Origin of the sequence: Kribbella sp. NBC_00359 (assembly GCF_036097425.1) — a bacterium.
Classification (GTDB): Bacteria; Actinomycetota; Actinomycetes; order Propionibacteriales; family Kribbellaceae; genus Kribbella.
This window is the reverse complement of sequence record NZ_CP107975.1, coordinates 2,794,307-2,810,967: the sequence shown is the minus strand read 5'-3', so window position 1 is coordinate 2,810,967 and position 16,661 is coordinate 2,794,307. Positions and strand designations below refer to the sequence as shown.

Below are 16,661 nucleotides of genomic sequence, written 5' to 3'. Positions count from 1 at the left end.
CGCACCCTCAGCTGTGGACGACCTTCAGGACGTTGCCGTTCTTGTCGTAGGCGGTGAGTGTGACCTTGCCGGTGCCGTGCGGGTCGGGGTCGAACCAGGACAACGCGAACCAGCCGTCGTGGAGCGTGATGTCGTGGACGTTGCGGCTGCCGACCGGCGCGATCCGGATCCGCGCGATGTTCGAGTCGGTCCGCCCGGTCCCGTTGTAGTACTTCGTCTCGCACCCGGTGCAGCCCTGGCTGTAGCCGACGTACCACTGCGCGAAGTGGTCGTCGAACTTCAGCCGACCACCGGCGTCAACGGCGTAGATGCCTGGCCCGGATCCGGCCGGAGTCGCGGTGCCGTCCGGCTTCGGGACCAGCGCGCAGTTGACGTACTTGCGGCCCGATGGAGACACCGCGATCAGGTTGGTCACTCGCCCGGGCGCCATGTCCGACGCCATCACGCGCCAGTTCCTCAGGTCGGTCCAGAACAGCACCGAGCAGTTCCTCAGCTGGGCTGACGCCTCGGCCGGCATCGGGTCGCGCCGGGCCGCTGCGGCGAGCGCGCTTGACGGCTGATCCCCGCCGGGGATCGTGCACACCGCGAACCGGTCGCCCTGCTGCTGCGCGTACGGCACTGTATGGGTCGTCGACCAGAAGAAGTTCGGTCTGAGCGGACGCTTGTTCTGTGGGTACCGCAGCGTGCACAGCCGTGTCGCCTCGGCGAGTGTGAGCTTCATCCCGGCACCCGCCTCGCCGCGCGGAACGCCCTGCACTGGGGTGAAGTCGGGCTGCACCGACTGGGTCGCGGGTGCATTCGTACCGGTCACAGCAGGTTGCTTGTCGGCTGTGTTCAGGTTCGGGAGCAGGCTCGCGGCGATCGCGACCACGGCGACGCCGGCGACACCTCCGCCGGCCGACAGCAGCCGGCGCCGGCGGCGGCCGCGGTGAGCGCGGGCGAGGAGGGCGGGTGCGTCGATCGGGTCCAGCGGATCCGCGCCTGCGAGGCGGCGGAGTTCGGCGCCGATGTCATCCATCTCGTTCTCCTTCACAGGGCCCGGTCCGTCTGCCGGGCCCGGTCGATGGCGATCCGGAGAGTTTCGAGTCCACGCGCCACCTGGCTCTTCACCGTGCCCTCCGAGCAGCCCAGAATCTGGGCGGTCTGCTCGACGGACAGGTCCTCGTAGTACCGCAGGACCACACAGGCGCGCTGCCGCGGCGCGAGCGCGCCGAGCGCGGTCAGGACCTCGTCGCGCTTGGCGTGCTCATCGGCGTGATCGCCCGGCAGCACCCGGTCGGCGGGCAGGTCAGCGATCGGCACTTCCCGGCGCCAGGGGCGCCGACCGCTGTCCAGGGCCGCGTTGACGACGACGCGACGGGCGTACGCGAGCGGGTTCCCGCCGCGATCCACCTTCGACCAGGAGCGGTACAACTTGTACAGCGCGTCCTGGACGACGTCGTCGGCGCGATGCCAGTCCCCGCAGACCAGGAACGCGGTCCGCCGCAACGCCCCACTGGCCGCCGCGACGAACTCGACGTACTCCCGATCCCGATCCACCATCGCGCCTCACTCTCCCTTGTCCCCTCAGTACGGGCAGCGGGTCGTCCGGGGTTGCATCAGGCCAGCAGCAGGAGGTCGAGGAGCCGGTTCAGGTCCGCATCCGACAACGGACGACCGAGTACGGCGGTGAGCCCGTCGACGGCCCGGATCACGTCGGCCCGGACCGCGGATCGGGACCGCGACTGCGCCACCGCCAAGACCCTGATGACCTGGCCGGATCGATCTGAGCCGCTCAACAAGTCAGCCGAGGCCTGTGACGCCTGGGACGCATGAGGTGGCTCGTCGGCGATGCCGACCTCGAGCCGGGTCCCCAGGGCGGTGGCGAGCCGGTCGAGCGCGGCCACGGTCGGATTGCCGCGCCCGTTCTCCAGGTTCGCGATGTAGGGCACGGACAGTCCAGCGTCGACGGCGACCGACGCGATGGTCCGCCCGGCCGCCTTGCGCCGCTCACGGAGGAGCTCACCCAGTTCCACGACCGTCAGCCTATTCTCACAGAACACTCTTGCCAAGATCTATCTCGTCAAGATAGTTTCCCAGGCCGTGAGGACACTACGGAACCGCGACTTCCGCCGCCTGTGGATCAGCGGCGGAATCTCCGGCATCGGCTCGTGGCTGCTGGTGGTCGCGATCCCGTTCTACGTATTCGCGCTGACCGGATCCACGGTCGCCACCGGCCTCACGCTCGCCCTGGAGGCGCTGCCGGCCCTGCTGCTCGGACCGTGGGCCGGCGTACTGCTGGATCGCTGGGACCTGAGCCGGGCGATGTGGATCGCTGATCTGGTCAGCGCCGCCGCGGTGGCACTGATCCTGTTCGCCGACGCGGACCGGATCTGGTTGATCTACCTGGCGATCCTCACCGAGAACATCGCCACGATGGTGTTCCGGCCGGCGTCCCGCGCCCTACTCCCCGCAGTCGTCGGCACCGGCGACGAACTCACCGCCGCGAACGCCCTGAACGCCTTTACCAGCAGCACGATCCGGCTCGCCGCACCACCGCTCGGCGCACTGCTGCTGGCCGGTCCGGGCATCGAGTTCGTCCTGGCCGTCGACATCGCCAGCTATTTGTTGTCGGCGGCAATCATCTCGACCGTCCGGACCCGCAGACACCCGTCCAGCCGAGAGGCCTCACGACCCCTCGAAGGATTCCGGTACGTCGTCCGGCACCGAGCACTCCGCGGAGTCCTCATCGGCCAGACGATCTTCCTCACCGCCAACGCCGGCCTCACCGCACTCCTGGTCCCCTTCGCCGTCGGCCGGCTGCACGCACCCGGCTACGTCGTCGGCTACCTGATCTCCGGCCTCGGCGCCGGCTACCTGATCGGCGCCGCCCTGAGCACGAGGGCCGCCACCTGGCTGGGGACTCGCGACCTGCTCGCCGTCACCCAGTTCGCGACCGCCGCGGCCTTCTTCGCCCTCTTCAACGCCCCGAGCATCCCGTGGGCAGTCGTCGCCGCCGGCCTGATCGGCCTCCCTGGCAGCATCCTTCTGATCACCGCAGGGACCACGATCCAGCGGACCGCACCGGCGGCCATGCTCGGTCGCGTCGGCGCGCTCTTCTTCGCCGCCGACTCCCTCGCCCTCCTGATCGGCGCCCTCGCCGCCCCGGCCGTGACGCTCGTCCTGGGCCTGCCCTTGACCCTCAACCTGATGGCGGCCTTCGCCGTCCTCGCGGCACCCTTGACGCTGACCGTCGTACCGGGTCATCCGGCGGCTTTCACCAGAATTTCTACCGGTGCGTGAGCAACCGGGTGCGAACGGTTAGCAGGACGTCATATATTCTGCGTCGGTCGAAAAGGCACGGTCGCCGAATCGTTATTGGTAAATTACTGCAAACCTTCTTGACAGGGGTTTTGCGGCCCCGTTCGGGCCCGTCTGAGAGGGCCCTGACCAGCGGATTCGAAGGTTTCCCTACTCTGCGTTAGGGCTCTGTAAAGGTCCCTTCGGAAGTATTCCGGAGGGACCTGCCGGTGAGGTGTTCTTTATCTCAGCACCGGACAAAGCCGTCCGGGGCGCCGACCGACACGCAGAAGGACCGCTGATGACCGAGACGCTCGAAATCCCTGCCGCGCACCGTCGGGTGCGGGTCTGGTTCGGCGCTCACCCGATCGCGGACCACACTGCCACGGCGGACCAGGCAGCGCAGTACGAAGAGGCCATGCGGCGGCGGTTCGCCTCCCTCCGGGTGACGAGCGAGCCGGTGCTGGCGGAGAGCACCGCGGAGCCGGGACGATGACCACCCGGCCGACGCTGCTCGGGTATGTACGGGCCGACGCGCTGAGCTGCGCGGAGGAGCTGGCCGCGGCGACGGATTCGCTCGCCGCGTTCGCCAGCGCGGAGGGTTTCACCCTCGGCACCGTGTACACCGAGCGCGACGCGGCCGAGTCCGCCGCCTTCAACGCACTGCTCGAGGAAGTGAAGCGGTCCGACGTCCGTGCGGTCGTCGTACCGACGATGAACCACCTCGGCACGGTCGCGACCCCGGCAGCGATGCAGCAACACCTCGAGTTCCACCAGGCGCAGGTCTGGGCGGTCGACTCGAGATAACTCCACACAGGCAAGCGGAGCTGACGTCTTGACCCCTGCATCGGCGTCGGTTCCGCTCTCCACCTCCACAGCTGCACCGGGGATGCCCGGGCGGTAGTGGACTATCAAGGCCCCACCGGCTGCTACCGGTGGGGCCTTGTCGTCGGTACGGCGGCTCAGGCGACGATCGTGTAGCCGTAGCGCTTCATCACCGTGGCGACCGCGGCGTTGAAGCTGCCGGTGTCCTCGAGCTTGAAGTGCACCTGCACCTTGCGGATCACCCGCTGGAAGTGCAGGTGCCACGGCACACCGGCCGGCGGGACGGTCTCGGCCTTGGTGATCGCGCCGACCCTCGGATGCGCCGCCCAGGCGATCACCCGGGCCCGGTCCGCGCCCCACACCCCGGTCATCGCGTCGTGCGTCCGCGCGTACGCCATCGCGGCCAGCGAGATGGTCGAGTCCGGCACCGGCTGCTTGGGCGCGTGCGCCTTGAGGTACAGCTCCCAGGTCATCCCGTAGAACCCGGGCGGCCCGTCGTCCCTGCCCCGGTTGGCCAGTCCGTTGCGTTTGCGGTGGTACTCCGCGACCTGGGTCGCCGCGCCGCGGGACAGATCCTTGTCCCCGACCGCGATCGCGTGCACGTGATACGGCCAGTTGCCCTGCGCCGGCGTACGCAACCAGGCCGCGAACCCGACCGCGCGCATCGCCTTCACGACGGCGACCCGCTGCGCGACACTCTTGGTGTGTACGTCGATGTCGATCGCTCCGCCGCCGTCGTGGGTGCCGGCCGACGCCTCCACACCACCCTTGTTGTACGACCCCTGCAGGATCGCGAACTTCGACTTGTACAGCTTCTCCGCGGCCTCGACCATCGCCGCGGTCCGCTTGTTCAGCGCCCAGCCCCGCCAGACGATCCTTGCCTCAGGCATCTGCTTCACCGCTGACCGGGCCGAGGATCAGGTCCGCGTCCTCCGCGGCCCCGAGCGCCTCCAGTTCGTCCAGGTCGGCCTCGGACAGCTCGTCGTCGAACACATCCGGCATCGTGTTTCCTCCCCCTGACGTCCGCGTACCTCCCCCGGCACGCGAAATCGCCGTCCAGCGTAGGCGGGACCCAGGTCACAGGTCGAGACACATCCGGGCCGAAGGTTTGAGAAACGTGAAGATTTCCGTCCGGTCCGCGTGCCGGGGTGTGTGAGCCGCGCGCGATTGGGGTACCTCTATGTGGTCCCGCGGTTCGGTCAGTGCCATTCGGGCATGGGTGGTGTTCACCGAGCCGCGAGTTCTCCCACTGAGGGGCGGGAGAACGACCGGCGCCCGGCGGGCGCATCTATCCCAGGATGCGCTCGCCGAGCTCGGCACTCACAACGCCGACGCGACGAACAGATACCGGTTGAGGCTGAAGAAGTAGCCGGCCCCGAGTCGGCGCAGGTCGTCGGCCCAGGCGCGCGCCTCGTCCGCGGTGACGCCGCCATGGCCGGGCACGAACCCGGAGACGATGTCGATCAGGCCGGCGCTGTACGTCCGATTGTCGTACCCGGTGTTGAGGATCGGCACCACCTGCTGGTGGGTGAGCATGAAACCGGACTTGGCCAGTCCGTCGGCCAGCGTCCGGGGCAGATGCGGATCGACGAGATGGTCCTCGAACGCGGTCAGCACCCGCGCCATCCGCGCGTCGTCACTCGACCGCCACACCATCGAGGCCCAGTCGGTGTCGAGCAGTACGACGCGACCCGCCGGCCGCAGCACCCGGCGGACCTCGTCCAAGGCGCCGGCCACGTCGTCGACGTACTCGAAGACCTGGGTGGACACGACCACGTCGAAGCTCTCGGCCGGATGCGGGATGCGCATCACCGACGCCGCCTCCAACTCGACCCCGGGTCCCGCGCCGGCGCGGGTCCTCGCGATCGCCAGCATGCTGTCGCTGATGTCGATCCCGCAGATCCGCCCGGCCGGCCCCACCTCTTCAGCCATCTCGGCCGCGAGCAACCCCGGCCCGACGCCGACATCCAGCACCCGATCCCCCGGTCGCAACGCCAGCGCCACCCGCACGATCCGCCGCTGCTCGACCATGTCTGACGTCGTGTACATCGCCTCGGTCTTCCGAGACACTTCCGGATCGAACTGCAACCCGCCCATCCCAGCCTCTCCGCCCATGCCCACATCATGGTCCGCCATCCCGCCGTCTGGGAGGCCTCGGTAATTCGGGCGCGTCGCCAGTACTGTCGCGGCTAACTTGTCCGGGTGATCGAACTGCCTGAGGAGTTCCTGGGGATGCCGCGCTGGTGGACGGAGGGCGCGGACTGGCTGGGTGGGCTGACCCGGGCTGTCGATGAGCAGTGTGCGCGGTGGGGGTTGGAGATCGCGGGGCCGATCGCGCACGGATCGAACGCGATCGTGGTGCCGGTCACGCGGGGTGGGGACGACCTGGTACTACGCATGTCGCCGCCCGGCCGCGAGGTCGAGGAGCATGCCCGAGCGCTGCGGTGGTGGGACGGGCGCGGCATGGTCTTGCTGTACGACGCTGACGTCGAAGCCGGTGCGATGTTGCTGGAGCGGTTGACGACGCCGCTGACGAGTCGGCCGGTCGACGAGGCGGTCGCCGTACTGGGGCACCTGATGCGGCGGTTCGCCGTACCGGCTCCGGATCATGTGCCGTCGACGACTGCGATCGTGGCCCGGCGCTCGGCCGAGTTGGAGCGGCAGTGGGAGCAGTTGGGCAAGCCGTTCGACGTCAGTGTGCTGCGGGAGGCGATGCGCGTCGCCCCGGGCCTGGCGGAGACCACGTCAGATCTCGCGGTGAACGGCGACTTCCACTCCGACCAGGTACTCGCGGGCTCCCGGGAGCCGTGGTTGACAGTCGATCCGGTGCTGTTCCGCGGCGACATCGCGTACGACCTCGGCCGCGTGCTGTGGACGCGCCTGGACGAGATGGCCGATATCGTGCCGCACTTCGACACCGCCGTGGACGCCGCCGGTCTGGATCGGGATCGCGCGCGGGACTGGGTCGTCTGGCGGACGGTCGACTACTGGCTCTGGGGATTGTCGGCCGGCCTCACCGAGGACCCGGTGCGGTGCGCCCGGCTGGTCGCTGCCTTCTGACCGCTCAGGCGGACTTCCAGATGAAGCGGCTGCGCATCATCCGTGGAGTCTCGCTCGCGTTGGGCGCGATGGAATGCAGGATCCACGGATGGGTCACGTAGACGTCACCGGCGCGACCGGTGAGCTCGACCACGCGGACCGGCAGTCCGTCGAGATCGGCCTCGACCATCGGATCGACCGGCCGCTCGCCGGCCGAGGTCAGGCTGCGGAACCACGGATCGGACCGCAGCACCTGGTCGCGGATCGCGGTGAACTCGCGCTCGTCCGTCGTACTCAGGTAGCGAGCGATCACCCGGGGCGAACCGGCCACCTGCGGAGTCCCGCCGCCGCCAGGCTCGAGGTCATCCAGCAGGGCCCAGATCTTCACCGCCGCCAACTCGTCCGCGGGCTGGTCGAAGCCGACATCGGTGTGCCACTGGCGATGCGGCACCACCCAGCCTTCGCCCGTCGGCATGGTGACCAGCACCTGACCTTGATGCGGCGGCTGCTTCCACTGGCCAAGGAGGTCGTCGAGCACCGACCGCAGCCGAGGGCCCAGGATCGCGTTCGCGACCGGGTGCCGCTTGGTGGTCTTCAGTCCGGTCGGCCGCAGCGTCGTCCAGGTCGAGCGGTCGTCCCGATCCATCCCGTGCCGGTTCTTCAGTTCGGACCACAGCACGTCCCGCATCCGCGCGGCGTCGTCGGCCGAGAACGCCGCCGGAACCTTGACGATCCCGTCGCGCTCGAAGGTTTCCAGATCCTGGGCGCTGAGCATCCACCCATGCTGCGCCGGGCCGCCAGGACCTGCCACCCAATTAACAGGCCCTGGCGATCGATGCCCCGGTCAACGAGGTGGGACGCCCTAGTGCGCGGGGGCGAAGTCGTGGAAGCCGATCAGCTTCCTGATCTTGCCGTCCTCGGCGAGCACGACGATGTCCGTGCCGCCTGCCACCGGCTCCTGGCCATCGGCCTGCAGGTGCCAGGTCCAGCGCAGGTAGGTGTGGTGCTCGTCGATGTCGCCGATGCGGACGAAGGACAGCCCCGGGAACATCTGCTGCGCGGCGCCGACCAGCTTGTTCAGCTCGTCGTGGCCGTTCGTCTCGAAGCTCGGGTCGACGAAGATCGCGTCCTCGGTCCAGGTCCCCGCGATCAGCTCGGCCCGGCGGTCGGCGTCGGCGGCGTTCCACATCGCGAAGTACTGGTCGGCGAGAGCGTTGGCGTTCATGGTTTTCCTCCTCGGTAAGTTCGGATGACCAGAACCCTGCCGCCGGTCCGCTCCTCCGGTCGATGACGTCAGAGGTAATGGCGTTGTCTATGCGAGCGGTTACGGTCGGACCATGGCAGCGACGATCGAGGAGACGTTCCAGCGCCCGGTGGGTGAGCTTCTGCGTGGCTGGCGGGAGCGCCGCCGGCTCAGTCAGCTGGAGCTGGCGAACCGGGTCGAGGTGTCCACCCGGCACGTGAGTTTCGTGGAGACCGGCCGGTCCAGGCCGAGTCGCGAGATGGTGCTGCGGCTGGCCGAGCATCTCGACGTACCGCTGCGGGATCGCAACCAGCTCCTGCTGGCCGGCGGATTCGCGCCGATCTACAGCGAGGCGTCGCTGCACTCACCGGCGATGCTCGCGATCCGCACGACGCTGCGCCGGTTGCTGAAGGCCCACGAGCCGTACCCGGCCCTCGTCGTCGACCGCTGGTGGAACATCGTCGAGACGAACGCCGGCATCCAGCTGTTCACCGCCGGCGTCGACGAAAAGTTGCTCCAGGCACCGATCAACGCGCTCCGGCTGACCTTGCACCCGGACGGCCTGGCCCGCCGGATCGGCAACATCGCCGACGTCCGCGCCGCCGCCCTCGCCAGCCTGCAACGCCAGGCCGCGAGCACCGCCGACCCCGAGCTCCAGGATCTGTACGACGAACTCCGCCAGTACGCCGTGGACGACCGGCCGGCGCATCCGGGGCCGGCCGAGGTCGTCGTACCGTTCAAACTCAGGCACAACGGCCACGAGCTGTCGCTGCTGACCATGATCGCCACCTTCGGCACGCCGCTCGACGTCACGGTGTCGGAGCTGATGATCGAGTCCTTCTACCCGGCCGACGCGGAGACGGCCGAGTACCTCAGGGCGCTTTGATGACTACTCCGCCGCGCGATCTGGCCGACACGGTCGAGCTCCACCTGTGGTACCTCGACCACTACCGCGGCGTCATCGAGACGAAGCTGACGGGCCTGCGCGAGGAGGATCTGCGCGGCAGTCGTCTGCCGTCGGGCTGGTCGCCCCTGGAGCTGCTCAGGCATCTGGCATTCGTGGAGCGACGCTGGCTGCGCTGGGGATTCGCGGGTGAGCCGGTCGATCACCCCTGGGGCGACTCGGGCGACGATCCGGACGGCCGGTGGGAGATCGGTCCGGACGACACTCTCGAGGGTCTCTTGGCCGCGCTGTACGAGGGCGGCGAGCTCACCCGGCGGCTGGTCGCCGGGGTGGATCCGGCGACCCTCGGCGCCGCCGGTGGACGGTTCGACGCCGACGACCGCCCGACGCTGAACTGGATCCTGTTCCACGTCCTGCAGGAGTACGCGCGGCACACCGGCCAACTGGACGTCGCGCGGGAACTGATAGATGGGGTCACCGGCGAGTAGGACTGCGGGGTGCCTACTCGCCGGCGACCGAGGTTCCCTACCGGCTTGAGGAGGGGTGGCCGGTGGGGAGTGTGGTCGGGAGGCTGGGGGTCGGGAGGCTCGGCTTCGTGGTCGGGAGCGTCGGCAGCGACGGCTTCGTGCCGGGGTGCGACACCTTGCCCGGGTCGACCGTGACCGTGACCTTCACCGTCGGAACGGCGGGCTTCGGCACGGACGGCTTGGTGGTCGGCAGCGACGGCTTGCCCGGCAGGTTCGGCTTCGCCTGCGGCAGGGACGGCTTGTCGGTCGGCACGCCGTGCACGCAGTCAGCCACCGACGGAGTCGGGACCGGCTTGCCGGGCAGCGACGGCGCGGCTGTCGGAACCGGCAGCTTGCTCGGAAGGGTCGGCTTGCCGGTCGGCACCGACGGAAGCGTGGGCTTGCCCGGCAGCGTCGGCTTGGCGATCGGCAGCGTGGGCTTCGCCGGAAGCGTCGGCTTCGTGGTCGGCAGCGTCGGCTTCCCCGGCAGACTCGGCTTGACAGTCGGGAGCGTCGGCTTGCCCTGGGGGAGCGACGGCAGCGACGGCTTCGTCGTCGGGAGGGACGGCTTACCCGGCAGCGACGGCAGGGTGGTCGGCACGGACGGCAGGGCCGGCTTGCCGGGCAGGCTCGGTTTGGTCGTCGGCACGCTGTTCGGGTCGATGGTCTTGTCGATCGAGACCTTCACCTTCGGCAGCGCCGGCTTGCTCGGCAGGCAAGTCGGGTCGATCGACGGCGGCTGCGGAGCCGCCGTCGGGACCACCACCGGCACCGGCGGCTTGTCGCCACCAGCCAGCAGGTTCTTCACGTCGGACGGTCCCCCGACCGCGGCGGACACCGTCGCAACGGTTCCGGCGAGAGCGGTGACGCCCGCCGCGGCCAGTCCACGGCGGAGCCAGGCCAGCCGCTTGCCGCGCCGCATCAGGTCGGCGGGGTCGGGCTGCCACGGCTCCAGGTCATAGTCGAGAGCGTTGCGAATCCGCTCGTCACTCATCAGTTTCCTCCAACTCCGGTATCGATCAGGTCGGGTGCCAGACGCAGCTTGGCCAGCGCCCGGGAAGCCGTGCTCTTCACGGTCCCGGCCGCCATACCGAGCAGCTCGGCGGTCTCGGCCTCGGAGAGATCCTGCGAGTAGCGCAGCGCGACGACGGCTCTCTCCCGGACGGTCAGGCCGGCGAGAGCCGAGAGCACGGCCTCCCTGGTCTGCACGTCCTGGGCGAAGTCCGCTACCGCTCGCTGGTCCCAATCGTTCTGCACCGGGTCACTGGGTACTTCGTTGTTCCAGCGCCGGCGGGCCTGCGTGAGGAATCGGTTGACCAGCACCCGCCGTACGTACCGCAACGGGTCGCCGCTCAGCCGGTGCCATTTCGGATAGGAGCGCATCAACGCCTGCTGCACCAGGTCCTCGGCGGTGTGCCGATCGCCGCACAGCATCTCCGCGAAGCGGAGCAAGGGGGTCGACTGCGCCAACACGAAGCGCTCGAAGTCGGCGTCCGCGGTCCGGGTCATCGATTCTCCTCTGCCTCTGTCACACCGGTACAAACCCACTGGGTGATCGATCGGGTTCTGTTCGGTCACCAACTCCTTCGAAGAAATTTATTCACGGGCTATGCAGGGGTACGCTTTATTTGTCACATTGGGTGCACACACCTTCACCGCCCCGGAGGTTCCGCCCATGCGTGTCACCCGAAGTATCAAAGCCCGTCGGCAGGCCATCGCCTGCCTGGCCGCCGCCCTCGCGATCGCGCCGCTCGCCGCCATCGCCCTGCCCAGCTCCGCCGCGGAGACCGACCCCGCTGTCGTCGCCGCACAACCTGTCCCGGGATCCAGCAACGTCAAGGTCGACGGCAACCGGATCGTCCTCGGCGATGCCCCGGCCGCGGTCGGCTCGACCGAGATCAAGCAGCGCTCCGGTCTGGCCGAGCTCACCCCGGTCCGCTTCGGCGCCGCCACCTCGGCCGTCGTCGCCGGCTACACCACCGGCACGCCGGACGGTTCGTCGGCGGAGGTCGACGTACGGGCCTGGGTCAACGGCAGGTGGTCCGAATGGACGGCCGCCAAGGCCGGTACGCCGACCGCCCTGCCCGGCGCGAGTGATCTGGTCCAGCTGCGGATCATCGTCAGTGCACCACCGACCGGCGCAAGCCCGTGGGTCGGTGACGTGACCGTTCAGCCCACCGACAAGGCGGCCTCGAGCGGGATGACCATCCAGGCCGCGCCGCTGCAGTCCCGGGTCTTCGCCACCCGCGAAGGCCTGGTCGGCGGTACGACGGCCAACGGTCACGTGATCGTGAGTCGCGACCACTTCGTCGCGCTGCCGTCACGACGAGGACTGGCCGGCAACGGCTCCGGCACGTACTCCGTCAAGGTCTGCACAGCCTCACGCTGCGCCTTCGAGCCGGTGTGGGACGTCGGCCCGTGGAACACCAAGGACGACTACTGGAACCCGAGTGCGACCCGCGAGATGTGGAAGGACCTGCCGCAGGGCAAGCCTGAAGCACAGGCGGCGTACCAGAACGGCTACAACGGCGGGAAGGACCAATTCGGCCGGACCGTCGCGAACCCGGCCGGGATCGACCTCGCGGACGGCGTGTTCTGGGACGCGCTGGCGCTGCCGGACAACGGGTTCGTGGACGTGACCTATCTGTGGACCGGCGACGGCGGCCGTGGCACGGTCTCGATCTCGTCCGGCTACTTGAACATCCGGAACTCGGCGAGCTCGTCCGGCGCGGTCGTCGGCATGGCGGGCAAGTCGGCGCAGGTGACGGTCGAGTGCCAGACCACCGGGCAGAGCGTCACCGGCTCGCAGGGCACCAGCAACATCTGGCTGCGCGTCAACGCCGGCATGTACGTCGCGAAGGCCTGGGTGTCGGCCGGATCCTTCGGCGCCTGCTGAACCATCACCCCTCCCACGGCGGCGGCCGCGCGCTCGGTGAGCGTGCGGCCGCCGCTTCGGCTCCGGGGTCAGCAGCCGTGGGTGATCTGGGCGCAGGTGTCCTCGCCCCAGACCAGGAGGAAGTCGCGCAGGGCGTGGCCGTTGGCGCCGTACAGCGTGACCTTGATCAGCGTGGTCGGCGCTGTGCCTTCCTTCCATGGCGTTGCGGTCTGGTGTTGCATCAGCCAGTACTTGCCCTGGATGACGGCGTTCGTGGTGCGGCCGTCGGGGAAGGCGTACGAGATCTTGGTGACACCGGACGGCAGTTGGCCGGCGGCCCAGTAGTACTCGTACTGCTTGCCGTTGATCGGGATCAGGTTGTTCGCGACGGTGAAGGCCTCCGCGTCGCCAGGCGCCGGGTTGGCGAGCTGGGTCGGCTGCCGGATCGAGCCCTGGCCGCCGCCGGTCCGGGCGAAGGCGGTGTCGCACCCGGCCCAGTAGTTGCTGTCGGCAAGGATCAGCACGGTGCCCGGCGTACCGTCCAGGCGGGCAACGGCCTTCGCCCGGCTGCCGGGCTTGCCCTCTCCGGTGTCCTTCAACCACTGCTTGCACGCGGCGACCGGATCCGCCGGTGGCTGCTGCTCCTGCGGCTTCTGCGGCTTCGGCTTCGGTACGACGACCTTGCTGCTCGGCACTGGGGTCTGCGCAATCCTCGGGGTGTCAGCGGGCGTGACTTTCGGCGTCGCTGGCACAGGGGTCTGCGCGGCGCTCGGTGTCGCGGGCGTTTGCAGGACCGGCGTTGCCGGGCCACCGCCCGCGGCCGCCACATCCGGCCTTCCGCTGCGCGCCATCGCAGTCCCCGCGATCGCGACGCCGGCCACCGCCGCGACCGCGAGTCCGCTCACCAGGATCCCGGTCATCCGCCGTTTCCGGCCCGGTTCGATCATCGTTGCCCTCCACAACTTTCTTGGACTCTGTCGGACTGAAGGACGCGCCTCGGGTCCGGAAGGTTCTGGTGCTCAGCAGCCGTGGCTGATCTGGGCACAGGTCTGTAGTCCCCAGGTCAGCCGGAAGTCGTTCACGACGGCACCCGACGCGGACAGCAGACGGACCCGGATCGTGGTCGTCGGCGGACCGCTCGGCGGCACCCGATCGGAGACATGCCGCATCAGCCAGAAGCCGCCGTGGACGACGGCGTCCTCGGTCGCGCCGTCCGGGAAGATGTACCGGACCGTCACCACACCATCCGGTAACATTCCGCCGGCCCAGTAGAACTCGCGCTCGCCGGCCGGTCGGGTGATCAGGTCGCCGGCGACCGCGAAGGCGTCCGTGTCCTGCGGACTCGGCTTCTTCAGCAGAGCGGGACGGCGCGCCGACACCTGCTGCCCGAAGGTGTTGTCGCATGCCGTCCAGTAGCGGCTGTCCGCGATCACGATCGCGGTGCCGGTCTCGTCGCTCAGTAGGCTGCGCTGCGTGGCGGTGGGGCCCGGACCCGGCACACTCGCCGCGGCCGCGCCACAGGCGGCCGCTGTGACCGGAACCGCGCCAGGTGCGTTGAGGCCTGGCGTAGCGGGGGTGTCGAGAGGGAGCGCCGTCGTTCCCGATGGGATCGGTGTGCTGGTCGGCGGACCCGGGGTGGCCGGTGGCGTCGAGCTGTTCGGGGACACCAGTGCTGTCGGTCCGGGATTCGCCGGTTCGGGAGCTTGGCCGAGCAACCTGCCGCCGGCCAGGAAGCCGCCGGTCGCGACGCCGGCGACCGCGATGGCGGCGACCGCGGTCGTGGCGAGGCCACGCACCTTGCGGCGGCGGCGAGCTCCCGCGATCACGCGAGCAGGATCGAGGGGTGCGATGCTGCCGTCCGGCGCCAGGGCGGCCCGCAGGTCGTCCTCGGGCAGGGCAGTGCCCTTGTCGTTCATGCTCGCTCTCCCACATAACTACCGCTCAGCTCGGGAGCGGCCCGCAGCTTCGCCAGCGCCCGCGCGTTCGCGCTCTTCACCGTGCCGACCGCCACCCCGAGCAGCGCCGCCGTCTGCTGCTCGGTGAGGTCCTCGACATACCGCAGTACGACGACCGCACGCTCGCGCCGGGTCAGCGTCGACAGCGCGGCGCCGACCGCGAGCCGGCGCTCGACCGCACCCGACGGGTCGGCGACCGTTGCACCGAACCCAGCAGCATCGCCCGCGTACAGCTCCAGCTCGGCCGCGTCGCCGCTAGGCCGCTCGCGCCACGGCCGGCGTCGTACCCAGGACAGGTGCTGATTGACCACGGCCCGCCGGACGTAGCCGAAAGGGTCGGCCAGCTCGATCCGGTCCCAGCGCAGGTACGCCTTCTCCAGCGCGGTCTGCACGAGGTCCTCCGCCAGGCCGGCGTCTCCACAGAGCATCCGCGCGAAGTGCACCAACCGCGCGGACCTGGCCAGCACGAAGGCCGTGAAGTCGTCGTCGCGACTCCCCGAACCGGCCATGTGTTCTCCGTCCTGCCACCCTCACCCCACCAGACGCCGTACCGAGGTGAATGGTTCTGCGCCGGCGGAAGATTGCCGGCGGGCGCAGGTCGGTCAGCGGCGGTCGCTGGGCGCCGTCGCGCCCGTGGCGACCGCGTGGTCGGACCGGACCGGAGTGATCGGGGTCAGCCGCGGAAGAGGCAGGGTGTCGGCGGCCAGGCGGACACGGTTGCGGCCGGCGGACTTCGCGGCGTACATGGCCCGGTCGGCGCGGAGCAACAGGTCGTCGACAGTGCTGCCGTCGGCAGGGTGAACGGCCACGCCGATCGAGACGGTGAGCCGGAAGGTGTCGGGGTCGAGATCCGGCTCGTCCAGTACGCCGGCGCACATCGCGGCGAGCGGGCTGGCGGCGACCGCGTTGCGGAGCCGGTCGGCGGTGACCGTCGCTTCGTCGAGCCCGGTGTCCGGCAGCGCGATCACGAACTCCTCGCCACCGAACCGGCCGATCACGTCCTTCGCCCGGATCGCACTGCGCAGGATCGTCGCGACCGCGCGGAGCGCCTCGTCGCCGACCAGATGCCCGTGCCGGTCGTTGACCTGCTTGAAGTGGTCGATGTCGATCAGCAGCACCGCCATAGGCTCCCGCTGGGTCCGCGCAGTCCGCAACATCTCCTCAGTACGGCGCCGCCACCAGTCGACCCGGGTCAGGCTGGTCTTCGGATCCGTCTGCGCCTCGGACTCCAACTGGCCGAGCAGCAGGGCTCGTTGCGCGGTCAGCGTGATCGGGATCGCCACGAACGCGAACCACGGGCTGATCAGGCAGGCCGCAGCGAGCAGGCAGCCGAGGGTCGCGGCCGTCACGTCGGTGCAGAGATCGTCCAGCCCACCGACAGCCTCGCGCCAGCTGCTGCCGGGGATGATCAGCGAGATCGCCAGGCCACACAGCACGGTGTCGGTCACGACGTACGCCATCGCGGCGGACACCATCGAGACGACCAGCCCGAGGCCGCTGTCGCCGGTCACGTCGCGGGCCCAGACGAAGACCGCGTGGGCCGCGCCGACCGCGAGCACGTACACCGCGGTGGAGAACGCCCAGCGATACGGGATGCACTTGCCGGCCCGGATCCGCCACCAGATCCGGAGCAGGACCGCGACCAGGATCGCCAGCGCCGGGTGCAGGATGACGGCGGCCGCGATCATCCAGGCCGGCGCCAGGTCCTTGTGCAGCGCTCCGCCGCGACGCCGCCGGTTCTCGACCCGGCGGGCACCCTCGACCGAGATCAGGGCGGACACGGTCAGCGCGAACACCACGTCCAGGCCGCGCCAATCCGGCCGGTCGGTGAACGCCTGCACGCCGTACCCGATCGCGGCGAGGTCGACGAGCACCACAACAGCGAACGCCGGGACCGTCAGGGTCCACAGCGCCCAGGACCGCATCGCTCGCCTACTCTGCGCAACCATCCCCCCCACCGTACGACGAGTAAGCGTCTCGTCCCAATCCGCGACGGCGCGCTGGGGATGACGAGTTGGAAACGATGGCCAATGGT

Annotated in this window: 20 protein-coding genes; 7 read left to right on the top strand and 13 right to left on the bottom strand. The window is 69.7% G+C overall.

Annotated features, from left to right (window positions below; translation table 11 throughout):
* Positions 1-7 precede the first annotated feature (7 nt).
* The 3 genes from OG876_RS13835 to OG876_RS13825 are packed head-to-tail and all read right to left on the bottom strand — an operon-like array spanning position 8 to position 2,015.
* Positions 8-1,018, bottom strand: coding sequence for a hypothetical protein (locus OG876_RS13835; RefSeq protein WP_328525244.1), 1,011 nt, complete (start codon positions 1,016-1,018; stop codon positions 8-10).
* 11 nt (positions 1,019-1,029) lie between these two features.
* Positions 1,030-1,542 carry a SigE family RNA polymerase sigma factor gene (locus OG876_RS13830; RefSeq protein WP_328525243.1) on the bottom strand — a complete coding sequence of 171 codons (513 nt, stop codon included), beginning with the start codon at positions 1,540-1,542 and terminating at the stop codon, positions 1,030-1,032.
* 56 nt (positions 1,543-1,598) lie between these two features.
* A complete protein-coding gene (locus tag OG876_RS13825) occupies positions 1,599-2,015 on the bottom strand; it encodes a helix-turn-helix domain-containing protein (RefSeq protein ID WP_328525242.1) in 417 nt (138 codons plus the stop codon).
* 67 nt (positions 2,016-2,082) lie between these two features.
* On the opposite strand from OG876_RS13825, the gene OG876_RS13820 reads away from it, so the two are divergent.
* The 3 genes from OG876_RS13820 to OG876_RS13810 all read left to right on the top strand — a co-directional run bounded on the left by OG876_RS13820 (position 2,083) and on the right by OG876_RS13810 (position 4,086).
* Entirely contained in the window at positions 2,083-3,282 is a 1,200-nt protein-coding gene (locus OG876_RS13820) for an MFS transporter (RefSeq protein ID WP_328525241.1), read from the top strand.
* Between the two features lie 298 nt (positions 3,283-3,580).
* The gene (locus OG876_RS13815) at positions 3,581-3,775 is read left to right on the top strand and encodes a hypothetical protein (protein WP_328525240.1); all 195 of its coding nucleotides are present in this window, start codon (positions 3,581-3,583) and stop codon (positions 3,773-3,775) included.
* Positions 3,772-4,086 (top strand): hypothetical protein, encoded by a 315-nt coding sequence (locus tag OG876_RS13810; RefSeq protein WP_328525239.1) that lies wholly within the window; start codon positions 3,772-3,774, stop codon positions 4,084-4,086. The genes OG876_RS13815 and OG876_RS13810 overlap by 4 nt, the downstream gene beginning before the upstream one ends.
* A gap of 155 nt (positions 4,087-4,241) precedes the next feature.
* Here OG876_RS13810 and OG876_RS13805 read toward each other — a convergent pair whose 3' ends face one another.
* Both OG876_RS13805 and OG876_RS13800 read right to left on the bottom strand, forming a co-directional pair.
* On the bottom strand, positions 4,242-4,994 hold the full coding sequence (locus OG876_RS13805) for a hypothetical protein (protein ID WP_328525238.1): 753 nt from the start codon (positions 4,992-4,994) through the stop codon (positions 4,242-4,244).
* A 430-nt stretch (positions 4,995-5,424) separates the two neighbouring features.
* Positions 5,425-6,219 (bottom strand): methyltransferase domain-containing protein, encoded by a 795-nt coding sequence (locus OG876_RS13800; RefSeq protein WP_328525237.1) that lies wholly within the window; start codon positions 6,217-6,219, stop codon positions 5,425-5,427.
* Between the two features lie 87 nt (positions 6,220-6,306).
* Here OG876_RS13800 and OG876_RS13795 point away from each other — a divergent pair, with 87 nt between their 5' ends.
* Positions 6,307-7,164 carry an aminoglycoside phosphotransferase family protein gene (locus OG876_RS13795; RefSeq protein ID WP_328525236.1) on the top strand — a complete coding sequence of 286 codons (858 nt, stop codon included), beginning with the start codon at positions 6,307-6,309 and terminating at the stop codon, positions 7,162-7,164.
* A gap of 4 nt (positions 7,165-7,168) precedes the next feature.
* On the opposite strand, the gene OG876_RS13790 is transcribed toward OG876_RS13795, so the two are convergent.
* Positions 7,169-7,918, bottom strand: a complete 750-nt coding sequence (locus OG876_RS13790) for a phytanoyl-CoA dioxygenase family protein (protein WP_328525235.1) — start codon at positions 7,916-7,918, stop codon at positions 7,169-7,171.
* Between the two features lie 87 nt (positions 7,919-8,005).
* A complete protein-coding gene (locus OG876_RS13785) occupies positions 8,006-8,368 on the bottom strand; it encodes a nuclear transport factor 2 family protein (protein ID WP_328525234.1) in 363 nt (120 codons plus the stop codon).
* Positions 8,369-8,480: 112 nt separating this feature from the next.
* Between OG876_RS13785 and OG876_RS13780 the strand changes: the two genes are divergently transcribed.
* Positions 8,481-9,272: a helix-turn-helix domain-containing protein gene (locus tag OG876_RS13780; protein ID WP_328525233.1), complete on the top strand. Its 792-nt coding sequence runs from the start codon at positions 8,481-8,483 to the stop codon at positions 9,270-9,272.
* Positions 9,272-9,778 (top strand): DinB family protein, encoded by a 507-nt coding sequence (locus OG876_RS13775; RefSeq protein ID WP_328525232.1) that lies wholly within the window; start codon positions 9,272-9,274, stop codon positions 9,776-9,778. The genes OG876_RS13780 and OG876_RS13775 overlap by 1 nt, the downstream gene beginning before the upstream one ends.
* A 37-nt stretch (positions 9,779-9,815) precedes the next feature.
* Here the strand turns inward: OG876_RS13775 and OG876_RS13770 are convergent, their stop codons facing one another.
* Together OG876_RS13770 and OG876_RS13765 are read right to left on the bottom strand one after the other, a co-directional pair.
* The gene (locus OG876_RS13770) at positions 9,816-10,790 is read right to left on the bottom strand and encodes a hypothetical protein (protein WP_328525231.1); all 975 of its coding nucleotides are present in this window, start codon (positions 10,788-10,790) and stop codon (positions 9,816-9,818) included.
* The gene (locus tag OG876_RS13765) at positions 10,790-11,305 is read right to left on the bottom strand and encodes a SigE family RNA polymerase sigma factor (RefSeq protein ID WP_328525230.1); all 516 of its coding nucleotides are present in this window, start codon (positions 11,303-11,305) and stop codon (positions 10,790-10,792) included. Before OG876_RS13765 ends, OG876_RS13770 begins: the two co-directional genes overlap by 1 nt.
* A 166-nt stretch (positions 11,306-11,471) precedes the next feature.
* On the opposite strand from OG876_RS13765, the gene OG876_RS13760 reads away from it, so the two are divergent.
* The gene (locus tag OG876_RS13760; protein WP_328525229.1) at positions 11,472-12,692 is read left to right on the top strand and encodes a hypothetical protein; all 1,221 of its coding nucleotides are present in this window, start codon (positions 11,472-11,474) and stop codon (positions 12,690-12,692) included.
* 68 nt (positions 12,693-12,760) lie between these two features.
* Here the strand turns inward: OG876_RS13760 and OG876_RS13755 are convergent, their stop codons facing one another.
* From OG876_RS13755 to OG876_RS13740, 4 genes are all read right to left on the bottom strand, one after another.
* Entirely contained in the window at positions 12,761-13,618 is an 858-nt protein-coding gene (locus tag OG876_RS13755; protein ID WP_328525228.1) for a hypothetical protein, read from the bottom strand.
* A gap of 72 nt (positions 13,619-13,690) precedes the next feature.
* Positions 13,691-14,587, bottom strand: coding sequence for a hypothetical protein (locus OG876_RS13750; RefSeq protein WP_328525227.1), 897 nt, complete (start codon positions 14,585-14,587; stop codon positions 13,691-13,693).
* A complete protein-coding gene (locus OG876_RS13745) occupies positions 14,584-15,135 on the bottom strand; it encodes a SigE family RNA polymerase sigma factor (protein ID WP_328525226.1) in 552 nt (183 codons plus the stop codon). Before OG876_RS13745 ends, OG876_RS13750 begins: the two co-directional genes overlap by 4 nt.
* Positions 15,136-15,228: 93 nt before the next feature.
* Complete coding sequence (locus OG876_RS13740) at positions 15,229-16,575, bottom strand: GGDEF domain-containing protein (RefSeq protein ID WP_328525225.1); 1,347 nt, start codon at positions 16,573-16,575, stop codon at positions 15,229-15,231.
* Positions 16,576-16,661: the final 86 nt, after the last annotated feature.

Excerpts from the sequence above, each read along its gene's own strand:
- OG876_RS13835 (WP_328525244.1), bottom strand. The coding sequence starts at position 1,018 with ATGGATGACATCGGCGCCGAACTCCGCCGCCTCGCAGGCGCGGATCCG.
- OG876_RS13830 (WP_328525243.1), bottom strand. The coding sequence starts at position 1,542 with ATGGTGGATCGGGATCGGGAGTACGTCGAGTTCGTCGCGGCGGCCAGT.
- OG876_RS13815 (WP_328525240.1), top strand. The coding sequence starts at position 3,581 with ATGACCGAGACGCTCGAAATCCCTGCCGCGCACCGTCGGGTGCGGGTC.
- OG876_RS13810 (WP_328525239.1), top strand. The coding sequence starts at position 3,772 with ATGACCACCCGGCCGACGCTGCTCGGGTATGTACGGGCCGACGCGCTG.
- OG876_RS13805 (WP_328525238.1), bottom strand. The coding sequence starts at position 4,994 with ATGCCTGAGGCAAGGATCGTCTGGCGGGGCTGGGCGCTGAACAAGCGG.
- OG876_RS13800 (WP_328525237.1), bottom strand. The coding sequence starts at position 6,219 with ATGGGCGGAGAGGCTGGGATGGGCGGGTTGCAGTTCGATCCGGAAGTG.
- OG876_RS13790 (WP_328525235.1), bottom strand. The coding sequence starts at position 7,918 with ATGCTCAGCGCCCAGGATCTGGAAACCTTCGAGCGCGACGGGATCGTC.
- OG876_RS13785 (WP_328525234.1), bottom strand. The coding sequence starts at position 8,368 with ATGAACGCCAACGCTCTCGCCGACCAGTACTTCGCGATGTGGAACGCC.
- OG876_RS13780 (WP_328525233.1), top strand. The coding sequence starts at position 8,481 with ATGGCAGCGACGATCGAGGAGACGTTCCAGCGCCCGGTGGGTGAGCTT.
- OG876_RS13775 (WP_328525232.1), top strand. The coding sequence starts at position 9,272 with ATGACTACTCCGCCGCGCGATCTGGCCGACACGGTCGAGCTCCACCTG.
- OG876_RS13770 (WP_328525231.1), bottom strand. The coding sequence starts at position 10,790 with ATGAGTGACGAGCGGATTCGCAACGCTCTCGACTATGACCTGGAGCCG.
- OG876_RS13765 (WP_328525230.1), bottom strand. The coding sequence starts at position 11,305 with ATGACCCGGACCGCGGACGCCGACTTCGAGCGCTTCGTGTTGGCGCAG.
- OG876_RS13760 (WP_328525229.1), top strand. The coding sequence starts at position 11,472 with ATGCGTGTCACCCGAAGTATCAAAGCCCGTCGGCAGGCCATCGCCTGC.
- OG876_RS13755 (WP_328525228.1), bottom strand. The coding sequence starts at position 13,618 with ATGATCGAACCGGGCCGGAAACGGCGGATGACCGGGATCCTGGTGAGC.
- OG876_RS13750 (WP_328525227.1), bottom strand. The coding sequence starts at position 14,587 with ATGAACGACAAGGGCACTGCCCTGCCCGAGGACGACCTGCGGGCCGCC.
- OG876_RS13745 (WP_328525226.1), bottom strand. The coding sequence starts at position 15,135 with ATGGCCGGTTCGGGGAGTCGCGACGACGACTTCACGGCCTTCGTGCTG.
- OG876_RS13740 (WP_328525225.1), bottom strand. The coding sequence starts at position 16,575 with ATGGTTGCGCAGAGTAGGCGAGCGATGCGGTCCTGGGCGCTGTGGACC.